Raw genomic sequence first — 19,116 nt, 5'->3', positions numbered from 1 at the left:
TGATCGTGGCGTGCCTCAGGCTTACGTTCATGTTCGGCCCGGTCGGACTACCGCTGTTCTCCGCGCGGCGCACGGCCTTCGCGTCCGCCGGTCGCGCAACATCGTGAGCAACATCGTGAGCAACATCGTGAACCACGACGTACGCCCCACATGATCTGGGGACGCAACTCCATCGTGCTGGCCATCGCTATCGGCAATGGCCTCATCCTGGCGGCGCTGCTCTGGCAGGCCGGTACGCGTCGCCCTTTTCTGCGTCCACTGGCCGCCTTGGTGGCGCTCATTGCGGTACGCTTGACGCCGTACGCCATCGGCTTCGCGGGCGCGTACGACCAGCATCAGTGGCTCACGTTTGCGCCCTTCGATTACTCGTTGGCGTTCGGCCCGCTTGTCTGGCTGTACGTCACGCGGCTCGCTACGGACGAATGGCCGGTGCGGTGGCGCTGGCATCTGGTGCCGGTGTTGCTGCAACTCGGCTACCAGCTGGTTGCGTTCGCGCTGCCGCTGGAGACCAAATGGCACTGGTACACCGGAACCCATCGCGAACTCGTCGAGCCCATCGGGTTCGCCGGCGTCATTTCGTCGCTCGTCGCGTATGTCGTCATCGCCTGGCGCCAGTTCGCCGCATGGCAGCAGTACATGGACGACCAGCTCAGCAACCGGGAGGCCTACCGTCTTGGGGTGGTTCGCGTGGTGCTCGTTGGCACCGCCCTCGTCGCCGTGCTCGCGGCACTGTTCGCCCTGCGCAGCTGGTTCATGGCGCCGACCGACTACTTCGACCGGTTTCCCATGGTCGTCGCGCTCGCCGTGCTGGCCTACGTGCTAGGGCTGGCCGGTTGGAGGCAGTCGGCGATGGACGTGCCGGTCATCACGCCGCACGCGGAGCAACCTGAGGAGCACCCTGTACAGCGCCTGGAGGAGCCTCCCGCCAAGCCCCCGACGCCCGGCCGCCCGCGCCAGGACTACGAGGCGCTGGGCGCGGAATGGTATGAGCGCACGCGCATCGGACAGTGGTATCGCGATCCCACCCTCACGCTCTCCGAATTCGCCGGCCGGCTTGGTGTCTCTCCACGAACGGCGTCACGCGTGCTGCGCGATGGTCTCGGACTCACCTTCAACGCGTTCGTGAACGGCCTCCGCGTTGAGGCCGTGCGGCAGTGCCTGGCCAACTCCGCCGACACGCGCGACCTACTGCCGATCGCGCTGGACGCCGGTTTTGCGTCGAAGGCCAGCTTCAACCGGGCCTTCCGCGAGGCGACCGGCGTCTCGCCGACTACCATGCGCGCCTCCAGGCCGGGCTAGGCCGACCCACTTTCCGCCAAAAACAGGCGGTGGCGAGGACTACCGCGCGCGGCGCGGCAGGCGTGGAGAGCTTGTTCGGCGAGTGGACGGTCTCCTCGGCCGTTCCCGTCATTCCTCCGCCATCTCGCTCCATGCACCTTCGCTCCATGCAACTTCGCTCCGTGATTCGCTCCGTGATTCGCTCCGCTTCCGTCGCCGTCGCCTGCGTCGGCGCGGTTGCGGCCCCCGCCGCGCGGTTGGCGGCGCAGCCGTCGTCCACCCTCACCGCGCGCCTCGACTCGGTCTTCGCGTCGGTCGACTCCACCACGACGCCAGGCTGCGCCGTTGGGATCAGTCAGGCCAATCGTCCCGCCGCGTATCGCAGCTATGGGCTAGCGAACCTTGAGCATCCCGTGCCCATCGACACGCTCACCGTGTTCGAAGCCGGCTCCGTGAGCAAGCAGTTCACGGCAGCGGCGGTGCTCCTACTGTCCCAGCAGAAGCTGCTGTCCCTCAACGACCCCGTTCGCCGATGGATTCCTGAACTGTGGGTGGGGCTGCCGGCATTCACGGTGGGCGACCTACTGTATCACGTGAGCGGCCTGCGCGACTACGGCGATTTGTTCGAACTGGGTGGGTGGCCGCGGGGCACCCGTCGCTACGACAACACCGATGCGCTGGGCATGCTGTCTCGCCAACGGGCGCTCAACTTCACACCGCGTGCGGAGTACCTGTACTCGAACTCCGGATACGTCTTGGCTGCCATCATCGTGGCGCGCGCGTCCGGTACCTCGTTCAGCGAGTACACGCAGCGCGCCATCTTTTCCCCGCTTGGCATGACGCATACCTCGTGGCGCGACGACTACACGCGCATCGTCCCTCGCCGGGCTCAGGGCTATTCGCGCAACGAGAGTGACGGCGGCACCTGGGTACTCGACATGCCGTTCGAGAACGGCGTCGGCAACGGCGGACTGCTTACCACCGTCGCGGACCTCATGCGGTGGCAGGCACGATTCGGCCCCAACCCGCCATCGCCGATCGGCGGCCCGGCGTTCGTGACGGCGATGGAACAGCAGATTACGCTCACCACCGGCCGGCTGTCCGGCTACGCCCTGGGTCTCGAGATCGATACCATCGCCGGCGAACGTACGGTGGCGCATGGCGGCTGGACCGCGGGCTACAAGTCATACGTGGGACGCGTGCCCACCCGCGGGACCTCCGTGGCACTGCTGTGCAACGCCGGATCGCTCAACACCGAAGAGGTGGGCGCGGTGTTGCTCGCGATCGCCGCCGGATTGCCGATGGGAGCGTACTACGCCGAGCCACAGCTCGGGGCCGCCGCCGACCTGCTTGACCAGGCGTCGCTGGGCCGCTTTGCGGGATCGTATCGCAGCAGTCGCACGCGTCAGGCCGTGCGCGTGCGTGCGCACGCCAACGGAATCACCGTGAATAGCTGGACCGGATATCGACGCACGACCGACAGCTCCTTCACGGCGCTGACCGGCGACCGCGTGATCACCTTCCGGTTCGATGCGGCGAAACGCCCAACCGGCTACGTGATTCGCCAGGCAAACGACGCCATGGCATACGAGCGCGTCGAGGCGTGGACGCCGAACGCAGTCGAACGCGCGTCGTTGGTCGGTCGCTATCGGTGCAAAGAAGCGGATGCGGTCGTCGAAATTGTTCAGCGAGCAGGCGGCCTGGCGTTCAGGCGACGCGGGCGCCTCGACGACCAGTTGGTGCCTCGCTACCGAGATGCGTTCACGATCGGCGATCTCGGCTGGCTGCTGACGGTGCGTCGCGAGGCTCGCCGCCGCGTGATCGGACTCGATCTTGGCGGCACGCGCTCGCGTACCGTACCCTGCGTGCGCGTACCCGGCACCCTTTCGGCATCGCGACCGGGACCATAGATCATGCATTCACACAAGGCACGCGATGCCGGATAGGCCACTTCCTCTGAACATCCATGTCGATTCCACGCATTCCCGGCACGCCGCAGCGGCTCGCCGATGGCGCGCCAACGATCGACGGCCAGTTGCAGTGGTATCTGGCCGAGTCGCTGAACGAGTCGACGACGACCGCGTTTTGCGTGTACGTGAACGGCATCATGACGGATCCGGCCGGGCATCAGCGCGCGGCGCTCGACATCAGTCGACGGGCGCCGTGTCTCGTGTTGGGAGGATTCAACGAGTCCGGGTCGCCCGGGACAGAGGACGCCATCTCCTATTTGCGTGTGTTGGCCAACCGCGTCCCGCCGCCGGCACTGGGAAGCCGTCCCGTGCTTCGCCCAGAACGCCGCGAGAGTATGGCCGGAAGCGCCGGGCTCGACCGCGAACGCACCGGCTACCGACGCGCCAGCAGCATGTGGGACGGGGCCAACGCCGCCGAATCGGAAGCGGCCCGTGAGCAGGCGGTCGCTCAGGTACTGCTGACCTTTGCCACTTCGGGGTTCACCACCGGCGCGCGCACGGTGGGTGATCTCCTGCACTGCATGGTGGAGTGGCTGGGCGCGATGGCCTCATGCTTCAGTCAAGCGTCACCGCTGGTCGCCGGCATGGTCTCGACACTCATGATCCGCTTCCTGCGTGAGCGCTGCGTCGCGGGCTTCCGGATCTTTGAACTGGCGCGCGACTTTCCCACCGAGCTCTCGCCGTTGGTGATTGTCTGCCACAGCGAAGGCAATCTCAACACGGCGGCCGGGCTATGGGCGCTGAAGCTGCAGTCGGTGGCGCGCGGCACAACCTTTCTGCGCATGCCCGTGCGGGTGTTGGGTTTGGCATCGCCGGCGCCGGCCTGGCCTTTCGGCGTGGACTACCACTTCTACCGCAGCGATTGGGACCCCGTCGCGATGCTGGGCTCTACCGGCAGTGGCGGCGACAGCGAAGCGCACGCCGGCCCGATGGCGTTCCCCGACTCGCACTCGGTGGTGGACTACGTGGCCGATCCCGCTTTCATCCGGGCGCTGCGCGTGGCACTGGGCCTCGCGCCGCCGGAGCGGACGCGTGTCGCCGATCCAATGGCCCCGCGCGACGGCGTCGGTCGTGGCGCGGCGAGCATGTCAGGGCGGCCGCACCGTCGGTAGGTATCGACCGCAGCGGTTCGGCGGGCGATCAGCGACGCGTCGTACGCGTCGAATCGAAGTACCACGTCTGCCGTACGCGTGTGCGATAGGCGACGGTGCGATAGCCGGCGGCTTCCGCCACAATGCTGTCGCGCTTGATCGTCGGCGCACCAGCGCCGCCGCCACGCAGCAGTTCCAGCAGCGGACGACCGGTCACCCCGATCGGCGTCGACGGCTGTCCCAGCAGATGCAAAATCGTCGGCACGATGTCGGCGTTGCTACTCGGGGCTCTCGCCTGTGCGCCGGCGAGAAATGCTGGGCCGCTGGCCACGAACGTCGCGGTCACGTCGTACGGACTCGACGTCCCGTGTCCGGCCACACCAGACTGGCGCGTGTCGCCACGATGCCCCGCGCCGTTGCGCTGGTGCGACCAATCGGCCGAGTACAGTACCTCGGCCGAACGTGCATGTTGCCAGCCGATCTGCGCGGTGGAGATCGTGCCACTCACGACCCCTTGGCCGTTGGCCGCCACGGGCGCCGTAAAGATGGCTCCGGCCTCGGGCCATTGCTGCAGCGCACGCACGACCGCGTCGCGCGTCGCAGCGCCACCGAGACGCACGTGAATGGCGCTGCCGGCGATCACCACACTGTCGGCCCATGCCCCGAGGTGTTTGCGCAGGGATTTGGTATCGCCCACGTGCGTGGAGAAGCCGTGATCAGACACCACCATCACGTTCACCGATTCGCCAAGTCCACGGGCTGCCAGCCCGTCGAGCAGGCGCCCAAACTCGCGATCGGCCGCGCGAATGGAGGAATCGGCCATGGCACTGCCCAATCCCGCACCATGGGCCGTGTGGTCGGGATCGGATAACCAGAGATATCCCACGTCCACATCGAGCGAGTCCACACCGATTCCCAGCAACGCATCCACCGCCCACGCGTTGCGTCCAAGGTTGGGCGAGGCATCGGCCGGCGGCGCGCCCAGTGCGTGGTCCACCATTGGCGTCAACGCGTGGGGCAAGACGAGATCGGCGTTCACCACCGGCGTGCCCGCGCCACCGGCGAACAGGTACGCCGACCCCGAGGAACCGGCGCTGGCCACCATCATGCGCAGACCCGCCTCATGCAAACGGCTGCCCAGCGTCGGTGCGGTCAGCAAGCGACCAGCCAGCACACTGTCGGCCAGCAGCATATCGCGCGCTTCGCCCGTGTTCAGCACCCGATCTTCGACCGCCGGCAGATAGATACTGTTGTCGAGAATGCCATGTCCTGATGGACCAGCGCCAGTGGCGAGGGCGCTGGCGTTGACCCGCGTGACCGTCGGGAAAAGTGAGTGATGCTGCCACGACATGACACCACGCACGGAGACTGCCTGCAGTCGCGGCATGCGGGCCGGCGTGATGTGATCAGGGCGCAGCCCGTCGAAGACGACGAGGACCACTTTCAGCCGGCGCTGGCGTTGCGTCGGGTGGCCGGCTCGGGCCTGCGAGGCCAACCACGGGAGCGCCAGACAACAGGCCGCGACGAGCGTGCGACGCATTGGCATTAGAAGCGATACCGGGCGCCGAGCTGGATCTGGTACGGCGTACCACTCTTCACGGCCGTGCCAACGTTCTCGTTGATGCGATACGTGTAGCGACGCGTGGTCTGGTTGAACGCACTCACCGCGTACAGTTGCTGCGCGCCGCCCAGATTGTATTCGCCACCCCACTTCCGGTTCAGCATGTTCTCGACGTTGAACAGGTCGAGCGTGAGTTCGATCGCCTGACCGCGTACCGTGCCAAAGTCGCGCGCTACGCGCAGGTCGGTTCGGCCACGGAATGGAGACCGGCCCGCGTTGCGCGGCGCGATTTTCCCGAGGTTGTTCGCGATGTAGTCCCGCGCGCGGTTCGACGGATTGTCCAGCACCTTGCGAATGCCGGCGGCAATATCCGCGGGCGTGGTCGGATCGTTCGGGTCGAAGACGAACGCCAAGTCGTTGTTCGCCGTCCCGTCGCCGTTGATATCGCCATTCACGACGAGCGAGAACGGACGACCGGAGATTCCGACATAGCTGCCGGTCACCCGAAAGCCCCACACGCGCGGCAGCAGGAACGCCGCCACGAACTTGTCGCGGAAACTGTCTTCCGACGGCCCGAAGGCATCCTGCAGGCGACGCGGATCGCCGCTGTTCTGCGAGAACGTGGACGTCAGCGCAACGCAGCAGTTGAAGCTGGAGTTGTCCTTGGTGTCGTTGCGCGTGTACGACAGCGACAGCGACGACTGGCGTGGCAGCGTGAGCGCGCTCTGCAGCACCAGCGACCGCTGCTCCAGTGTGGATTCGCCCACCAGCTCGAGCACGCGCCCGAGGTCGGTGAAGACGCGCGTGTCCGCGTTGTTGGTGCGACCGGCGGCGTTGATCTTGGCCGCCGGTACGAACACCCCGCGTCCGCCCTCGATCGTGAAGTAGGGATCGGCCACCATGTTGCGGTCGTAGTACTGAAAGTTGTCCTGCGTACGCGCCCAGTAGGCAAACGCCCCCAACTGCAGAGGGCCGAGACGCCGCTCGTATCCGCCGCTCAGCTTCCACGTCGTGGGGACGCGGAAGTCACCCGAGAAGTAGTTCACGTACGCGGGAATCGTGGAGGGATCCACGCCCGCTGGCACACCCGGCACCGAAGACAGGTTTTGGCGATACCGCACAAAATCCGGACGCGGTGCCTGTGCACCGACCTGAATGATATCGACCGCCTCCAGCCCACTCTGCAGGATGTGATTCACATGCACGTTGTACGGAGGCTGACTGCTGAACCGTCCGCCGCCAAGCCGGAACACGTTTTTGCCGTCACCCTGCACATCCCACACGGCCTGCGCACGCGGCGAGATAATCCAGTTGGACGGCTTCTCATCGGTCCGCACACCCAGACGCTGATCGACTAGCGGATTGTACGCGGCGGCCGTCAGGAACTGCACGCCGTCGAGTCGTAACCCGGCCGATGCGGTCAGACCGCGACCGAGGTGCCACTCCGACTGCGCGAACGTCGACAGATCGGCCACTGTGAAGTCGGCCGTCGTGCCACCGGCACGCAGCGGTACCTGGCGGCTGTAGCGCGCCGGGGTGAGCGCATCGAGCTGCGCCAGATTGTCAAATTCGAACAGCCCGCGCTGTTCCACCGGCAAATAGCGCTGGATCTGCGTGACGATGTTGTCGGTGCCGATCGTAAGCGTCTGATTGCCGCGATTCCAGAACAGCGTGTTGGCCAACTGGTACTGGCGCTCCTTGTACTTCTCCGGCGCCAGACGATTGCCGCCGAACTGCACGTTCACGGTCCGGCTGGAGTTGTCCGGCAGGCGCGAAGCAATACGCACGAATCCACGCGGCAGTTCGTTGCGCGCAATACGCTCGCGCGTAAACTGCAGCGCCTGCAACTTGAACTCGTTCACCACACCGCCGCCGAACGTCGAGCGCAGCGACGCAAACGTCCCCGTGCTGTTCACCTCGGCTCCACCGCGGCTTTCGGCGAAATGCAGGTTCTGGTCCGGACCGATCTCCTCCGGATCCGAGTACAGCGTGGTGTTGTTGCGCAACGTGAGCCGATGGTTCGTCGCCAGCTGCCAATCCGCACGGCCGAAGAAGGCCTGACTGAGCGGCTTGCGGCTGAACACGCCGGTCTGTTTCTGCGTCGTATCAAGTCCATACTTGTTCGCCAGAATCGACGACAGACGCGTCAGCGAATCGCGTGCAATGCCCAGCTCGATTTCATCCGCGCTATTGCGCACGTTCATGATCTCGAGCGGCAGCGACTGATCCGAACGATCATACACACCGAAGACGGTGAGTTTGTCCTTGATGATCGGCCCACCGAGGCTGAACCCTTGCTGGCGGACGGTGAAGTTCTGCGCGGCCACGCCACGATAATCGTCGGTGGTCAGGCTCTTGTCACGATAGTACGAGAACGCGGAGCCCCCCCAGCGGTTGGTGCCGGACTTGCTCACCGCATTGATGAGCCCACCGCCCTGCCGGCCTTTGGTCACGTCGTACTCGTTCGTCGCGATTTCGAACTCCCGAATCGCTTCCATGGTCATCGTGAGCGGACCGGCGAAGGTCTGGCCGGTATTGTTCATCTGCGCGCCCACGCCATCGATGCGCACGTCGGTACTCATCGGCCGGGCGCCGCCAAGGCTGGTGCCACTGCCGGCGAGCGGAGACAGCTTGGTGAGATCCTGAAAGCGTCGATTCTGGTTGGGCAGCTCCTTGACCTGCTGTTCACCGATGCGCGTGACAGCGCCGTTGCGCTCGATCACGCGTGCCGGTTCGGCTGAAACAGTGATTTCGGTGAGCGTCACCGTGCCGAGGGCGAGGCGGAAATCGGCCGTGGCCACGCTGCCGATATTGAGCGTGATGCCGTCGCGGGCACCAGTGCGGAAGCCGACGGCGCGCGCGGTGACGCGGTACGGACCACCCAAAGGCAACTGCGTGGCGACGTAGCGCCCGCGTTCACTGCTGCGCACCACCGACACAAACCCTGTCGTGGTGTTCCGGATCTCCACGAGCGCGCCGGCCACAGCAGCGCCGGCACTGTCAGCGACGACACCGCGGATACTGGCATCGGTGCCTTGTGCGCCCAGCGCGTCACCGGATGCACACAGCGCGGCGAGCAGCGCGGCTGACGACAACGCGACTCGGCGGAGGAGTGAGAAGGACATGAGGCGAAGCGAGAAGATGAAGGGAATCGGACGAGCGCCCGGAAATCCATCATCCCCGCTTCACGTCACGGTTGACCTATGTGCTCGTGTCGGACTCGTAACGGCATGTCACGAGATGGCGACGTCGAACGTGCACGGAGATTGTGGCGTGCGGTCAGTCACGGCGTCGGAGTGATCGACGCCTCGGCCATCGGCACGTTGAACGGGTCACACCAGATGATCACCCACGTGTAACGCACTCCCGGCGGCAGCTGGAACGTGTAGGTCTGTGCGCCGGTTCTCGATTTGATCGCGCCGATACGGAGCGGCTGTCCGGAATTCGGGTTGTTCGTGGTGTTCACGTACACCACCGGACCAGGCGTCTGCGCCACGGAAAAATCAGACGAAAACGTGAGCCGACCGACGCCATTCTCGGCGACCATCTGCACGGTTCCGCTCACGTTGTACCCCGTTCTCCGCCAGACCCCAGTGGCGACGGTGCCCATCGGGGCCATGCCGTCGGCTCCGATCGGCGTGGCATTCGGCGCCGTCGGTGGCTCAGCGTTGTTGCAGCCGAAACCTGCAGCCAGGACGACGCCCAGTAGGGCCATTCGATTTCGGTTTCGCATGTCTGGTGCTCTGCGTAAAGGTGCGTTGTAGCAGGACGGCTGTGCCGCTATTCGGCCAATAACGTCTTAATGCGCCGTTCCCATTCCGTGTGCCAGCGATCGCCGACGTGAAACTCGCCGTAGCCTTCGTAGCGTACACGTCCCTGCTTGTCGATGAGGACGAAGCTTGGCCAATATTGAATGCGATACAGGTCCCAGCTCGCGCGATCGTTGTCCTGCGCGATGGGATACGTGATCGCGTACTTGGTCAACGCCTTGGCCACGTTGTTCTTGTCGTGCTCGCCGGCGTACGGCGGGAATTCTGGCGTGTGAATACCGATGATCGACAGCCCGCGATCCCGATACTGCGCGTCGAGCGTGCGCAGGGAAGGCAGCGTGTTCGTGCAGTTGTAACAGGTGAACACCCAGAAGTTGAGCAGCACGACACGGCCTTTCAGTGAGGCGAGCGACACCGGTGCCGGGGCATTGAGCCAACTGGCGTTCTTCCAGGCTGGCGCGGGTCGTCCGGAATCGGACACCCCCGCACGCGATGACATCGAGACGGCGATACGGCCGGCCAGCGTAGACGCCGGCCGGTGCGATTCCAGCGCGTACGCACTGCCGAGTACCGCAATCAGAACGGCAGTCAAGGTCCATCGCATACCGCGCGCCTCGTGAGATGAAAGTGGGTCAGCGCGACGAGAGCGACCTGACGGCGCTCAGGACGGCGGCGTTCGTGGGGCGGATCTTGTAGTCGGTCTGAATGTCCTTCCACTGCACCATGCCCTTCTTGTCGATCACGTACGTGGCGGGATGCGGGATGCCGCGGCGCGTGCCGGCCGGATTCATGACGCCGTAGCGCGCGATCACAGTGTGCTCGGGGTCCGACAAGAACGCGAAGTCGGGCTTCATGCCATCGGCGGAGATACGCGTGGTGGCCGTTTGCGTGCCTTTGTCGTCGTCGATCGACACCACCAGCATTTCGGTGTCCTTCTTCAGTTCATCGGTGAGCAGCGTGCGCATCTCCTTCAACTGGTTGATGCAGTACGGGCACCAGTAGCCGCGATAGAAGACCAGCACCACATTTTTCTTGCCGCGCATCGACGACAGGGTGACCGTTCCGCCACCGAACTTCGCCAGCGTGAAATCAGGCGCCATCGCGCCGACCGCCACGCGTTCGATATCGGTTGCCGCCAGATCCTTGCCATCCACCGGGCCGAGCATAGCCGATGTTTGCGCCATCGCGGTGCGGGCGGGGAACACGACCGCCGCGGTGACCAGCGCGAATGGTACGCTCGCCAGCCGAACAGCACGGGCGAGCGCGCGGAGCGTAGGACGGAGAACTCGGATCATGAGCGGGAGAGGAGATAGGTGGGTACGCCGGCAGAATGCGTCGATGTGCGTTACCTAGTCATTACCCCATCAGCCAGTTCCCCAGCTCATCGCCACCGATCATGGGAACTCATTCGGTACGCAGCGTCTACCCTTCGCATCAGCATGTTCTGTGTACTCACCGTTCACTGTTCCCTTCCGTGCCAACCACGTTTCGTACGGCCCTGCTGGCAGCGCTCTTGTCGATTGGGGTTGGAACAGTGTCCTCGCAAACATCATCGCGGAGTGATCCGCCGGATCTGACACCGAACAGTGAACTCACGCTGGTCGCAGAATCCGACGCGTTCCACATCGGTACCACCACCACCGTCGCCTTGCGCATCACGATGGACGCCGGGTGGCACACCTATTGGACGAACCCGGGCGACGCCGGACTTCCGCTTGCGGCGCAGTGGGCGCTGCCTGCCGGCATCACGGTGTCCGCCCTGCGCTATCCCACGCCGCACGTACTGCCGCAACCACCGCTCATGAGCTTTGGCTACGAGCGCGAAGTCCTCGTACTGGCGGACATCGCGGTGGCGTCGTCGATACCGGCGGGCACGAAGCTCACCATCGTGGCCGATGTCGACTTTCTGGTATGCGCTGATGTGTGTCTGCCGGCCAGTGGGCATGTGGAATTGTCGGCGCGAACCGCGACCCAAGTGCAACCATCCCGATGGGCGACGGCGATACGCGACACGCGTTCGCAGCTGGTCCAAAGTGCGGCGGGTTGGTCGGTGACAGCCTGGCGCGATGAGTCGCGAGTACTCCTGTTCGCCCTCGCGCCCGCGTCGGTACGAAATACACTGCGTGGCGCGTATCTGATACCGGACTCTACGGGCGTGCTCGAACATGCGGCGCCGCAGAAAGTCGCCATGTCCGGCGACACGCTGGTTGTCGCCATGACCGTGGCGCGCGGCTTTGCCGATTCGACATCGCGGTTGACCGGCGTGCTGTTGCACAACGTGACGTCCCCAACCACGAGTACGCAGATCGACGTCGCGCTGGCGCAGTCGGCGCCACCGGGCGCGACTCGGCTGATCGCGATGCTGGACGGACCACACGCGGCGAACGTTGCCACCGCCGACATTGGCATCTGGCTCGCGCTGGCCCTCGCCTTCGTGGGCGGACTGATTCTCAACTTGATGCCCTGTGTCTTTCCGGTGCTCTCGGTCAAGATCCTGTCGTTCGTCGAGCGCGGCGGTGAGCACGACGGCGGTGTTGCCGCACGGAAGCATGCGCTGGTGTTCACACTCGGCGTGCTCGTCACCTTCTGGACGCTGGCGGGCGCGCTGTTGGCGCTGCGAGCCGGTGGAGCCCAGCTGGGATGGGGCTTTCAGTTGCAGTCGCCGGCGGTGGTCACCGTTCTCGCGTTGGTGGTGTTCGCGCTCGCGCTCAACCTCAGTGGTGTCTTTGCCATGGGGATGAGCCTCACGCGACTTGGCGGCGTGGGCTCCGGCGAACGGTACAGCGACTCGTTCCTGACGGGCCTGTTGGCCGTGGTCGTGGCGACGCCCTGCACGGCACCGTTCATGGGCGCCGCGTTGGGCTACGCGCTCACGCAGCACGCCGTGGTGGGTCTGCTCGTGTTCACATCGCTCGGGCTCGGACTCGCGGCGCCGTATATGGTGCTGGCCAGCAGCCCGGCATTGTTGCGCAAATTGCCTCGGCCTGGTCCGTGGCTCGAAACTTTCAAGCAGCTGCTTGCCTTCCCGCTGTATGCGACGGTGGTGTGGTTGCTCTGGGTGCTGGGACGGCAAGCTGGTACCGACCAGGTCACCATGGTGCTCCTGGTGTCGATTACGGTCGCGCTGGCAGGATGGCTGGCCGGTCGCGCACAGAACGCCGGTCGCGCCGTCGCGAGCAGTGTATCGCTGGGGCTGTTGTTGCTCGCCATTGCCGGTGGCGGCTTCGTGATCGCGTCTCAGCCAGTCACCACGCCGACGGCGAGTGCCACACCCGCCGGCTGGGAACCGTGGTCGGCCGCGCGCGTGGCCGCCGCGCGCGAGTCCGGCCACGCGGTGTTCGTCGACTTTACCGCTGCGTGGTGCCTGAGTTGTCAGGTCAATGAGCGTGTCGCACTGCACACCGGTACCGTGGAGCGCGCATTTGCCGACCAGAAGGTGGTGTTGCTGCGCGCCGATTGGACATCGCGGAACGCCGAGATCACCGCCGTACTCGCCAGCTTCGGACGAAGCGGCGTACCGCTCTACGTGATGTACCCTTCGAAGACGACTGAGCCGGCTGAGCTACTGCCGGCCGTGTTGACCCCGGGTGTGGTGGTGAGCGCCGTTCAACGCGCCACGAGCCGGTAGATGTACCGCGCATGCCACCCTTCGACGCGCCCGCGCAGTCCAGTAGAGCTTTCATCGTGTGCATCGGGCTACGAACCGAGCTGCGCCTCGATCACGGCAGCCAGCCGATACGCCGACAGCGCCAGGCGCTGCCGCGCGATGCGAGTGCCGAGCGCGACGTACGCCTCGGGCAGCACGGGAGGCATGTTCCCCGCGCGCGGCGGGAGCTCGTACGCCATGTAGCGCGCGAGGGTGGCGCTTTCGTCTGCCCACGCACGCACGGTGGCGGCGAGCGGCGCACCGCGCGGCAGGATCAGCGCATCATCCGGCTGTCCGTCGGCCATCGGCAGCTCCCGGGCGATCGCCGCCGCCACGTCATCGATCGGCAGCTCGCGCGACGGACGGCCAACCCAACCATCCCATACCGCGTGCAGATTGATGGAATCCCGATCGAACCCGCGGAGCTGCACCCACACGCGGTTGCCGCCAGCATCGCCGTCGGGCTGGTCGGCCGCCGACCGCGACGTGCCATGCAGTGGCTGATGCAGATCACCCACGACATGGATGATCCAGCTCAGGCTGTAGGCGCGCAGGCTGGGAGAGAGCGCTCGGTCCCCGAGCGACTCGGCCAACGACGGGAAGACCGATGCGACATGCGGCTCGAGCAGCGGAATCGTTGGCGTACCGTCGGTGGAGAATGAGCGCGACAGGTAGTGCCAGCCGGCGCGGCGCGCCATGGTGGGGTATCCGGGCAGCAGCGGCGTAGGCTGCGCACTGCTGTCGGTTTCCTGATAAAATCTCGCGTCGCCACGAATCTGGTCCGGCCAAACCGATGCGCGCAGGAACACCTCACGGATGCCCGCCGGCGTGTTGATGTTCACGTTCGCGCCGAGCGCACCGATGTCCGGATGCGCGCGCATGATGTCGTCGACCCGGGCGCGCGTGGCGGGGCGCAGTCGGTCGTACGCAATCGCGGCCATTGCGCGGTGGCCAACGGCGTCCCTACGCCGAATCGCGGCAAGACTCCCAGCGCGTGGTGTCGCCCCTAACGACGTGGCCGAGACAGCGAAGGCGGTCACGGCGGCAGTGCACAGCAAGAGCAGAGTACGTGTCATACGCTGAAATTACGTCATGGTGCGATGCGTTGTCGTGCTGAACGGGTTCGGATACGCAGTTGAGACAGCGCGCCCGACGTGTATCGGACGTTCCCTTTCCCGCGCCGATGACGATGGCATGATTCACGCACCCTGCTCCGGTGCACGCTTGCCGATCACCTCCTTCACACCGGAGCATTCCATGACGACACCGCTTCCACCGCGCAATCCCGATGTCGACCATCCTGATGTGGACCATCCGGATAACGACCGACACGAGCCCGATCACAACGAACCCATCCATCGCGATCCTGACCAGAATGAGCCCGAGCGGCATGACCCCGACCGTAGCGAGCCCGCCAGACAGGATCCAAACCCGGACGATGACGTCCTGACCGTCGCCGAGCGAAAGGAGGAACCGCCTGCCTTAGACGCTGAAGACGAGGCCGAGCTGGCGGCGATGGACTCCTTTCCGGCGTCCGATCCGCCGTCGTTCACACCGTCCCACGCGGGCGCGGCGAGTGAGACGCCGGTCACGACGCACGTCGACGACGCGAAATAGCGGGTCAGATGAGCGTACTCGGATGGATGGCCGCCGTGGGCGGGCTGCTGCTCCTGATGGCCCTCACCTCGTCGCAGGTTGAACGGCTGCCCATCTCGACGTCGCTCATCTATTTGGCCGTCGGACTCGGCCTTGGTCCGGGCGGCTTTGAATTGCTGCGGCTCGACATCGAGTCGCAGCGAACATGGCTGGAGACGCTCACCGAGTTTGCTGTCATCGTCTCCCTGTTTGTGGGCGGACTGCGCTTGCGCCTGCCGTTGCAGCACACGGCGTGGCGCGTGGCACTTCGGCTCGCCGGACCGGTGATGCTGCTCTGCATTCTTGGCGTGGCGGCTACAGCCAATCTGCTGCTTGGTGTGCCGGTCGGCCTCGCGCTGCTTCTTGGCGCGATCGTCGCCCCGACCGATCCCGTACTGGCGGCAGAAGTCTCGGTCACCGACGCCGAAGACCATGATCGCGTGCGTTACGGTTTGTCCGGCGAGGCCGGACTGAACGATGGGGCCGCCTTTCCGTTCGTCATCTTCGCGCTGATGTACCTGCGGCTCGGCGGCCTTGATGTGTGGGTGGGTGAGTGGTTCCTCACGCGCATTGTCTGGGCCGTTCCGGCCGGCCTCGCCATCGGGTACGTGCTCGGCACAGGGCTTGGACAACTCGCGATCCGCATCAGCGCTGGCAACACCGACGCCAGCGCTCCCAATGACTTTCTCGCGTTGGCGTTGATTGCCCTTTCCTACGTCGCCGCCGAGAGTGCGCAGGCTTGGGGCTTCCTCGCGGTATTTGCGGCCGGCGTGGGGCTCAGGCACGCCGAAGTGCGGACCGTGCGCGCGTCGCCGCATCCCGAAGTGGCCGATCTCTCCATGCCGGGCGGTCCGGGAGCGGAGGCCCACCCACCCGCCGAAACCTTGGTGACCGCACGGGTCAGCGCCGAGCAGAGCCAGGAGCCCGCGGTGGCGGCGGGTGTGTTGATCGCCGAAGCGCTGTCGTTCGGCGATACGCTGGAGCGCCTGCTTGAAGTGCTGCTGGTGGTGCTGGTCGGCATCGCCGTCGCCTCCGTGTGGACGTGGTCGGGAGCGCTGCTGGCCTTGCTGTTGTTCGTGGTCATCCGTCCGGCGAGCGCGTGGGTGTCGCTCGTGGGATCGCGCACGTCGCGTGCGCAGCGATGGCTGTTGGGTTGGTTCGGCATTCGTGGCATCGGCAGTCTGTACTACCTGAGCTACGCGCTGAATCACGGGGTGCCGAGCAGCGAGGCACGGTCGTTGGTGGGCCTGGTGGTGACCGTGGTCGCCTGCAGCATCGTGATCCACGGCATCAGCGTCACGCCAGCCCTGCAATGGTACGAGCGGTCTCTTGCGCGGCGTGCCTAATTGTGCGCCGCGTCGTACAATTTGTCGTGAGCGGCGCGGAGGATTCGACGGCACCCGCCAATCAATCTTGACGTGTCTACAGCGCCGAGGCGACGAGTGATGAGCACCCTGCCACGTTCTGTTCTGGTGATCGGGGCGACCGGCCAACTGGGTGGTGCGGTAGCACGACGACTCCTCGACACCGGCCATCGGGTTCGTGCCCTTGGTCGAAATTCTGAGAAGCTCGCCGCCCTGAAAGCACTGGGGGCAGAGATCGCCGCCGGCGATCTACTGGATGCCCCCTTCGTCTTAGATGCCTGTTCCGGCGTGGATCAGGTCTTGAGCACGGCGAACAATGCACTCGGCTCGGGTGCATCGAGTCCGAGCAGGGTGGATCTTCGCGCCTATTCGAATATTTGCCACGCCATTCGTGAACACCGCGTGTCCAGAATTGTGCATGTATCGGCACAGGACACTGGTGGCGCGTCGTCACCGGTGGACTTTTTCCGCATCAAGTTCCACGTGGATGGGCTGATCCGGGAGTGCGGTGTGCCATGGGTACTGCTCGCTCCTACAGTCTTCATGGAGATATGGGTGGAGACGCTTCTTGGCGGGAACATTTTACAGGGTAAACCGGTGATGCTCTTCGGCGATGGTACGGCGCGCGCGAACTTCATCGCCACCGACGACGTGGCGGAGTTTGCGTTGCGCATTCTCGACGAGCCATCGATCCGGAACACCGTGATCGAAGTGGGCGGGCCTACCACCTGCTCGTTCGCCGACGTGATCACAATGATTGAACGGCGGCTCGGCGTCACGGCGAAACGTCGACACATGCCGTCGGCGGTTCTGCGCGCCAGCTCGATCATACTACGACCATTCAGTGAAATGAACGCCCGCCTCATGGCAATGGGCTATTTCACCGCACAGGCGACGAATGCCTTCACAGATTGGGAAACGGCCGCCAACCGATTTGGCGTCGTACCGATGACGGTTCAACAGTTTGTGGACAAGACGTTCGTTTCACCAGCATAGTCCGGGGCGCTGGCGGATGTGGCGGCCGGTCGGAACAAGGTACTGCTGTTCTCGAAGTTCACCGCGTTCCTCGCACTCTCGCGCGCCGCACTCGACGAGCAGGGGATTCCGTATGAGTACCTCGACGGCCGCACGACGAACCGGCAAGCGTGCGTCGATCGCTTCCAGAGCGATCCCGCATGCCCGATCGTTCTCATCAGTCTGAAGGCCGGCGGACATCGATGACGGCGCTCCTCGCAATGCATGGTGCGAGCGCCGATCACTCGAACGAGCGACCCGCGCATGGTGAACACCTCTCATGCGCTGGTCTGTGCAATCCCCGCTCGCATGGCCGCCGTGAGCACATCCACGTTGATCTGGCTGAGCCCTTTGAACTTGATGCAGTATCCCGTCACGGTCGCTTTGCCGATGGCATTTCCGTACATCTCGGCCAGGTATTTCTTGTCCTCGAGGCCCATGATGTACACGGAGATGCCGGTGGTGTTGGCGCTGATACCGATCTGATAGAACTCGCGTATCCTTCCGTCGGCGTACGGTCGGGATTGGGAGCCGTACCCGATGTTCGGATTCGAGACGATCTTCCCGTTCTCGTCCTTGCCGTCAAGAAACCACAAGCGACCGTTCGGCAACAATTCGCGGATCATACCGTGCAGCGCCTGCATGTCGCTGCGCTTCGGCTCCAGTTGGGCCGCAAGGTATTCGTTGACCTGCGCCTGCACGACGAGGTTCTGGACACGTTTGCTCGGGTCACCCGACATAGCGTGCTCGCCTGGCGGAAGCCGGTTTTTGCAGTGCTGCCGTGAACGTCATCGCGTGCCACGCCGGCGCCCGCGGATCGTTGAGCGACGTCGTCACCAGTGTCGCGGGATAGCAGCGGCCCGCTGTGACGCGATGCAGCGGTGACGTGGCCAACAGAAAGCCGAATTGCGCGGGATCACTGGGCGACCCAAACTGGGCGCGATGGCGTCCGTGTTCGAAGCGTACGTTGAAGGTTTGCGGCACCTCGGCCACCACGGCGGCGAAGAGATCGGGGCGCTCGGCCATCACCGCCGCCACCATCCGGCCACCGCTCGAGCGTCCACGAATCGCTAAGCGGCTCGGCGACGTGTACCCGCGTACAATCAGGTGCTCGGCGGCGGCGATCATGTCGTCGAAGGTAGTCTGTTTCTTCCCGAGAATCGCCGCTTCGTACCAGTTACGTCCGAACTCGCCACCGTCGCGCAAATTCGGCATCGCGAATACGCCACCGAGTTCGAGCCACGCCAGCATCTCAGGCGCGTAATCGGGCAGCATCACCGTACCCGACCCGCCGTAGCCGAAGAGGAGCGTGGGATGGCTGCCATCGAGCGCGATCCCCTTGCGGTGTACGAGCCAGATCGGGATCCGCGTGCCGTCCTTGCCCGCGTACCACTGCTGCGTTTCCACGTAGTCCGCGCGGGGGAACTCGCTCGTGGTTTCCAACACCGTCGTGCGTTGGCCGGTGCCGAGCTCCACGTCAAAGAGGCGGGGTGGCTGCAGCATGACGCGCTCGCTGCTCGCCGGATGGATGTACTGCACCTGCAGTATGCCTTTGCTGTTGGGTGTCCACAGCGGCGACTGGAAGACGATTCCCGGAATCGAATCCGGCAACAACACACCGTCGGCCACGCGGACCACGCGACCGACTTTCCAATCGTCCCCACCGACGGCGAGTTCGACTAACACGTGCCGTGCGTTGGGCGCCACGTGGTGGTGCGCGATGCGCGTGGCCGGGCCGAAGGTAGCTGGGTCGAGTAGCACGCGATCGGCACCGCGCGGCGAGACGC

General features: G+C 65.1%; 16 protein-coding genes and 1 pseudogene. 8 read left to right on the top strand and 9 right to left on the bottom strand.

What is annotated here, in order from left to right:
- Positions 1–150 precede the first annotated feature (150 nt).
- From RMP10_RS15145 to RMP10_RS15135, 3 genes are all read left to right on the top strand, one after another.
- Positions 151–1,299, top strand: a complete 1,149-nt coding sequence (locus RMP10_RS15145; RefSeq protein ID WP_310571032.1) for a helix-turn-helix domain-containing protein — start codon at positions 151–153, stop codon at positions 1,297–1,299.
- Between the two features lie 146 nt (positions 1,300–1,445).
- A complete protein-coding gene (locus RMP10_RS15140) occupies positions 1,446–3,188 on the top strand; it encodes a serine hydrolase domain-containing protein (RefSeq protein ID WP_310571031.1) in 1,743 nt (580 codons plus the stop codon).
- Between the two features lie 56 nt (positions 3,189–3,244).
- A complete protein-coding gene (locus RMP10_RS15135) occupies positions 3,245–4,360 on the top strand; it encodes a hypothetical protein (protein ID WP_310571030.1) in 1,116 nt (371 codons plus the stop codon).
- A gap of 28 nt (positions 4,361–4,388) precedes the next feature.
- Here the strand turns inward: RMP10_RS15135 and RMP10_RS15130 are convergent, their stop codons facing one another.
- From RMP10_RS15130 to RMP10_RS15110, 5 genes are all read right to left on the bottom strand, one after another.
- Positions 4,389–5,879 carry an alkaline phosphatase family protein gene (locus tag RMP10_RS15130; protein WP_310571029.1) on the bottom strand — a complete coding sequence of 497 codons (1,491 nt, stop codon included), beginning with the start codon at positions 5,877–5,879 and terminating at the stop codon, positions 4,389–4,391.
- A 5-nt stretch (positions 5,880–5,884) separates the two neighbouring features.
- A complete protein-coding gene (locus RMP10_RS15125) occupies positions 5,885–9,025 on the bottom strand; it encodes a carboxypeptidase-like regulatory domain-containing protein (protein WP_310571028.1) in 3,141 nt (1,046 codons plus the stop codon).
- A gap of 158 nt (positions 9,026–9,183) precedes the next feature.
- The gene (locus tag RMP10_RS15120; protein WP_310571027.1) at positions 9,184–9,633 is read right to left on the bottom strand and encodes a DM13 domain-containing protein; all 450 of its coding nucleotides are present in this window, start codon (positions 9,631–9,633) and stop codon (positions 9,184–9,186) included.
- 47 nt (positions 9,634–9,680) lie between these two features.
- Positions 9,681–10,274 (bottom strand): redoxin family protein, encoded by a 594-nt coding sequence (locus RMP10_RS15115; RefSeq protein ID WP_310571026.1) that lies wholly within the window; start codon positions 10,272–10,274, stop codon positions 9,681–9,683.
- A gap of 28 nt (positions 10,275–10,302) precedes the next feature.
- Entirely contained in the window at positions 10,303–10,965 is a 663-nt protein-coding gene (locus RMP10_RS15110) for a peroxiredoxin family protein (RefSeq protein WP_310571025.1), read from the bottom strand.
- 179 nt (positions 10,966–11,144) lie between these two features.
- Here RMP10_RS15110 and RMP10_RS15105 point away from each other — a divergent pair, with 179 nt between their 5' ends.
- Positions 11,145–13,298 (top strand): thioredoxin family protein, encoded by a 2,154-nt coding sequence (locus RMP10_RS15105; RefSeq protein WP_310571024.1) that lies wholly within the window; start codon positions 11,145–11,147, stop codon positions 13,296–13,298.
- Between the two features lie 68 nt (positions 13,299–13,366).
- Here RMP10_RS15105 and RMP10_RS15100 read toward each other — a convergent pair whose 3' ends face one another.
- Positions 13,367–14,392, bottom strand: coding sequence for a S1/P1 nuclease (locus RMP10_RS15100; protein WP_310571023.1), 1,026 nt, complete (start codon positions 14,390–14,392; stop codon positions 13,367–13,369).
- A 181-nt stretch (positions 14,393–14,573) separates the two neighbouring features.
- On the opposite strand from RMP10_RS15100, the gene RMP10_RS15095 reads away from it, so the two are divergent.
- The 4 genes from RMP10_RS15095 to RMP10_RS15080 all read left to right on the top strand — a co-directional run bounded on the left by RMP10_RS15095 (position 14,574) and on the right by RMP10_RS15080 (position 17,536).
- Complete coding sequence (locus tag RMP10_RS15095) at positions 14,574–14,933, top strand: hypothetical protein (protein WP_310571022.1); 360 nt, start codon at positions 14,574–14,576, stop codon at positions 14,931–14,933.
- An 8-nt stretch (positions 14,934–14,941) separates the two neighbouring features.
- Positions 14,942–16,297 carry a cation:proton antiporter gene (locus tag RMP10_RS15090; protein ID WP_310571021.1) on the top strand — a complete coding sequence of 452 codons (1,356 nt, stop codon included), beginning with the start codon at positions 14,942–14,944 and terminating at the stop codon, positions 16,295–16,297.
- A 99-nt stretch (positions 16,298–16,396) separates the two neighbouring features.
- The gene (locus RMP10_RS15085) at positions 16,397–17,311 is read left to right on the top strand and encodes an SDR family oxidoreductase (protein ID WP_310571020.1); all 915 of its coding nucleotides are present in this window, start codon (positions 16,397–16,399) and stop codon (positions 17,309–17,311) included.
- An 18-nt stretch (positions 17,312–17,329) separates the two neighbouring features.
- Complete coding sequence (locus RMP10_RS15080) at positions 17,330–17,536, top strand: C-terminal helicase domain-containing protein (RefSeq protein WP_310571019.1); 207 nt, start codon at positions 17,330–17,332, stop codon at positions 17,534–17,536.
- 71 nt (positions 17,537–17,607) lie between these two features.
- On the opposite strand, the gene RMP10_RS15075 is transcribed toward RMP10_RS15080, so the two are convergent.
- The 3 genes and pseudogenes from RMP10_RS15075 to RMP10_RS15065 form a co-directional block, all read right to left on the bottom strand.
- On the bottom strand, positions 17,608–18,069 hold the full coding sequence (locus RMP10_RS15075) for a DUF1801 domain-containing protein (RefSeq protein ID WP_309672330.1): 462 nt from the start codon (positions 18,067–18,069) through the stop codon (positions 17,608–17,610).
- Positions 18,059–18,775, bottom strand: a complete 717-nt coding sequence (locus RMP10_RS15070; protein WP_345785804.1) for a prolyl oligopeptidase family serine peptidase — start codon at positions 18,773–18,775, stop codon at positions 18,059–18,061. The genes RMP10_RS15075 and RMP10_RS15070 overlap by 11 nt, the downstream gene beginning before the upstream one ends.
- 15 nt (positions 18,776–18,790) lie before the next feature.
- Positions 18,791–19,093 (bottom strand): annotated as a pseudogene (locus RMP10_RS15065) (hypothetical protein); the annotation flags it as partial.
- Between the last annotated feature and the right edge of the window lie 23 nt (positions 19,094–19,116).

It is taken from the genome of Gemmatimonas sp. (genome assembly GCF_031426495.1).
Lineage (GTDB): Bacteria > Gemmatimonadota > Gemmatimonadetes > Gemmatimonadales > Gemmatimonadaceae > Gemmatimonas.
Note: the sequence above shows the minus strand (reverse complement) of the source record. Positions and strands in the feature narration are given on the sequence as shown.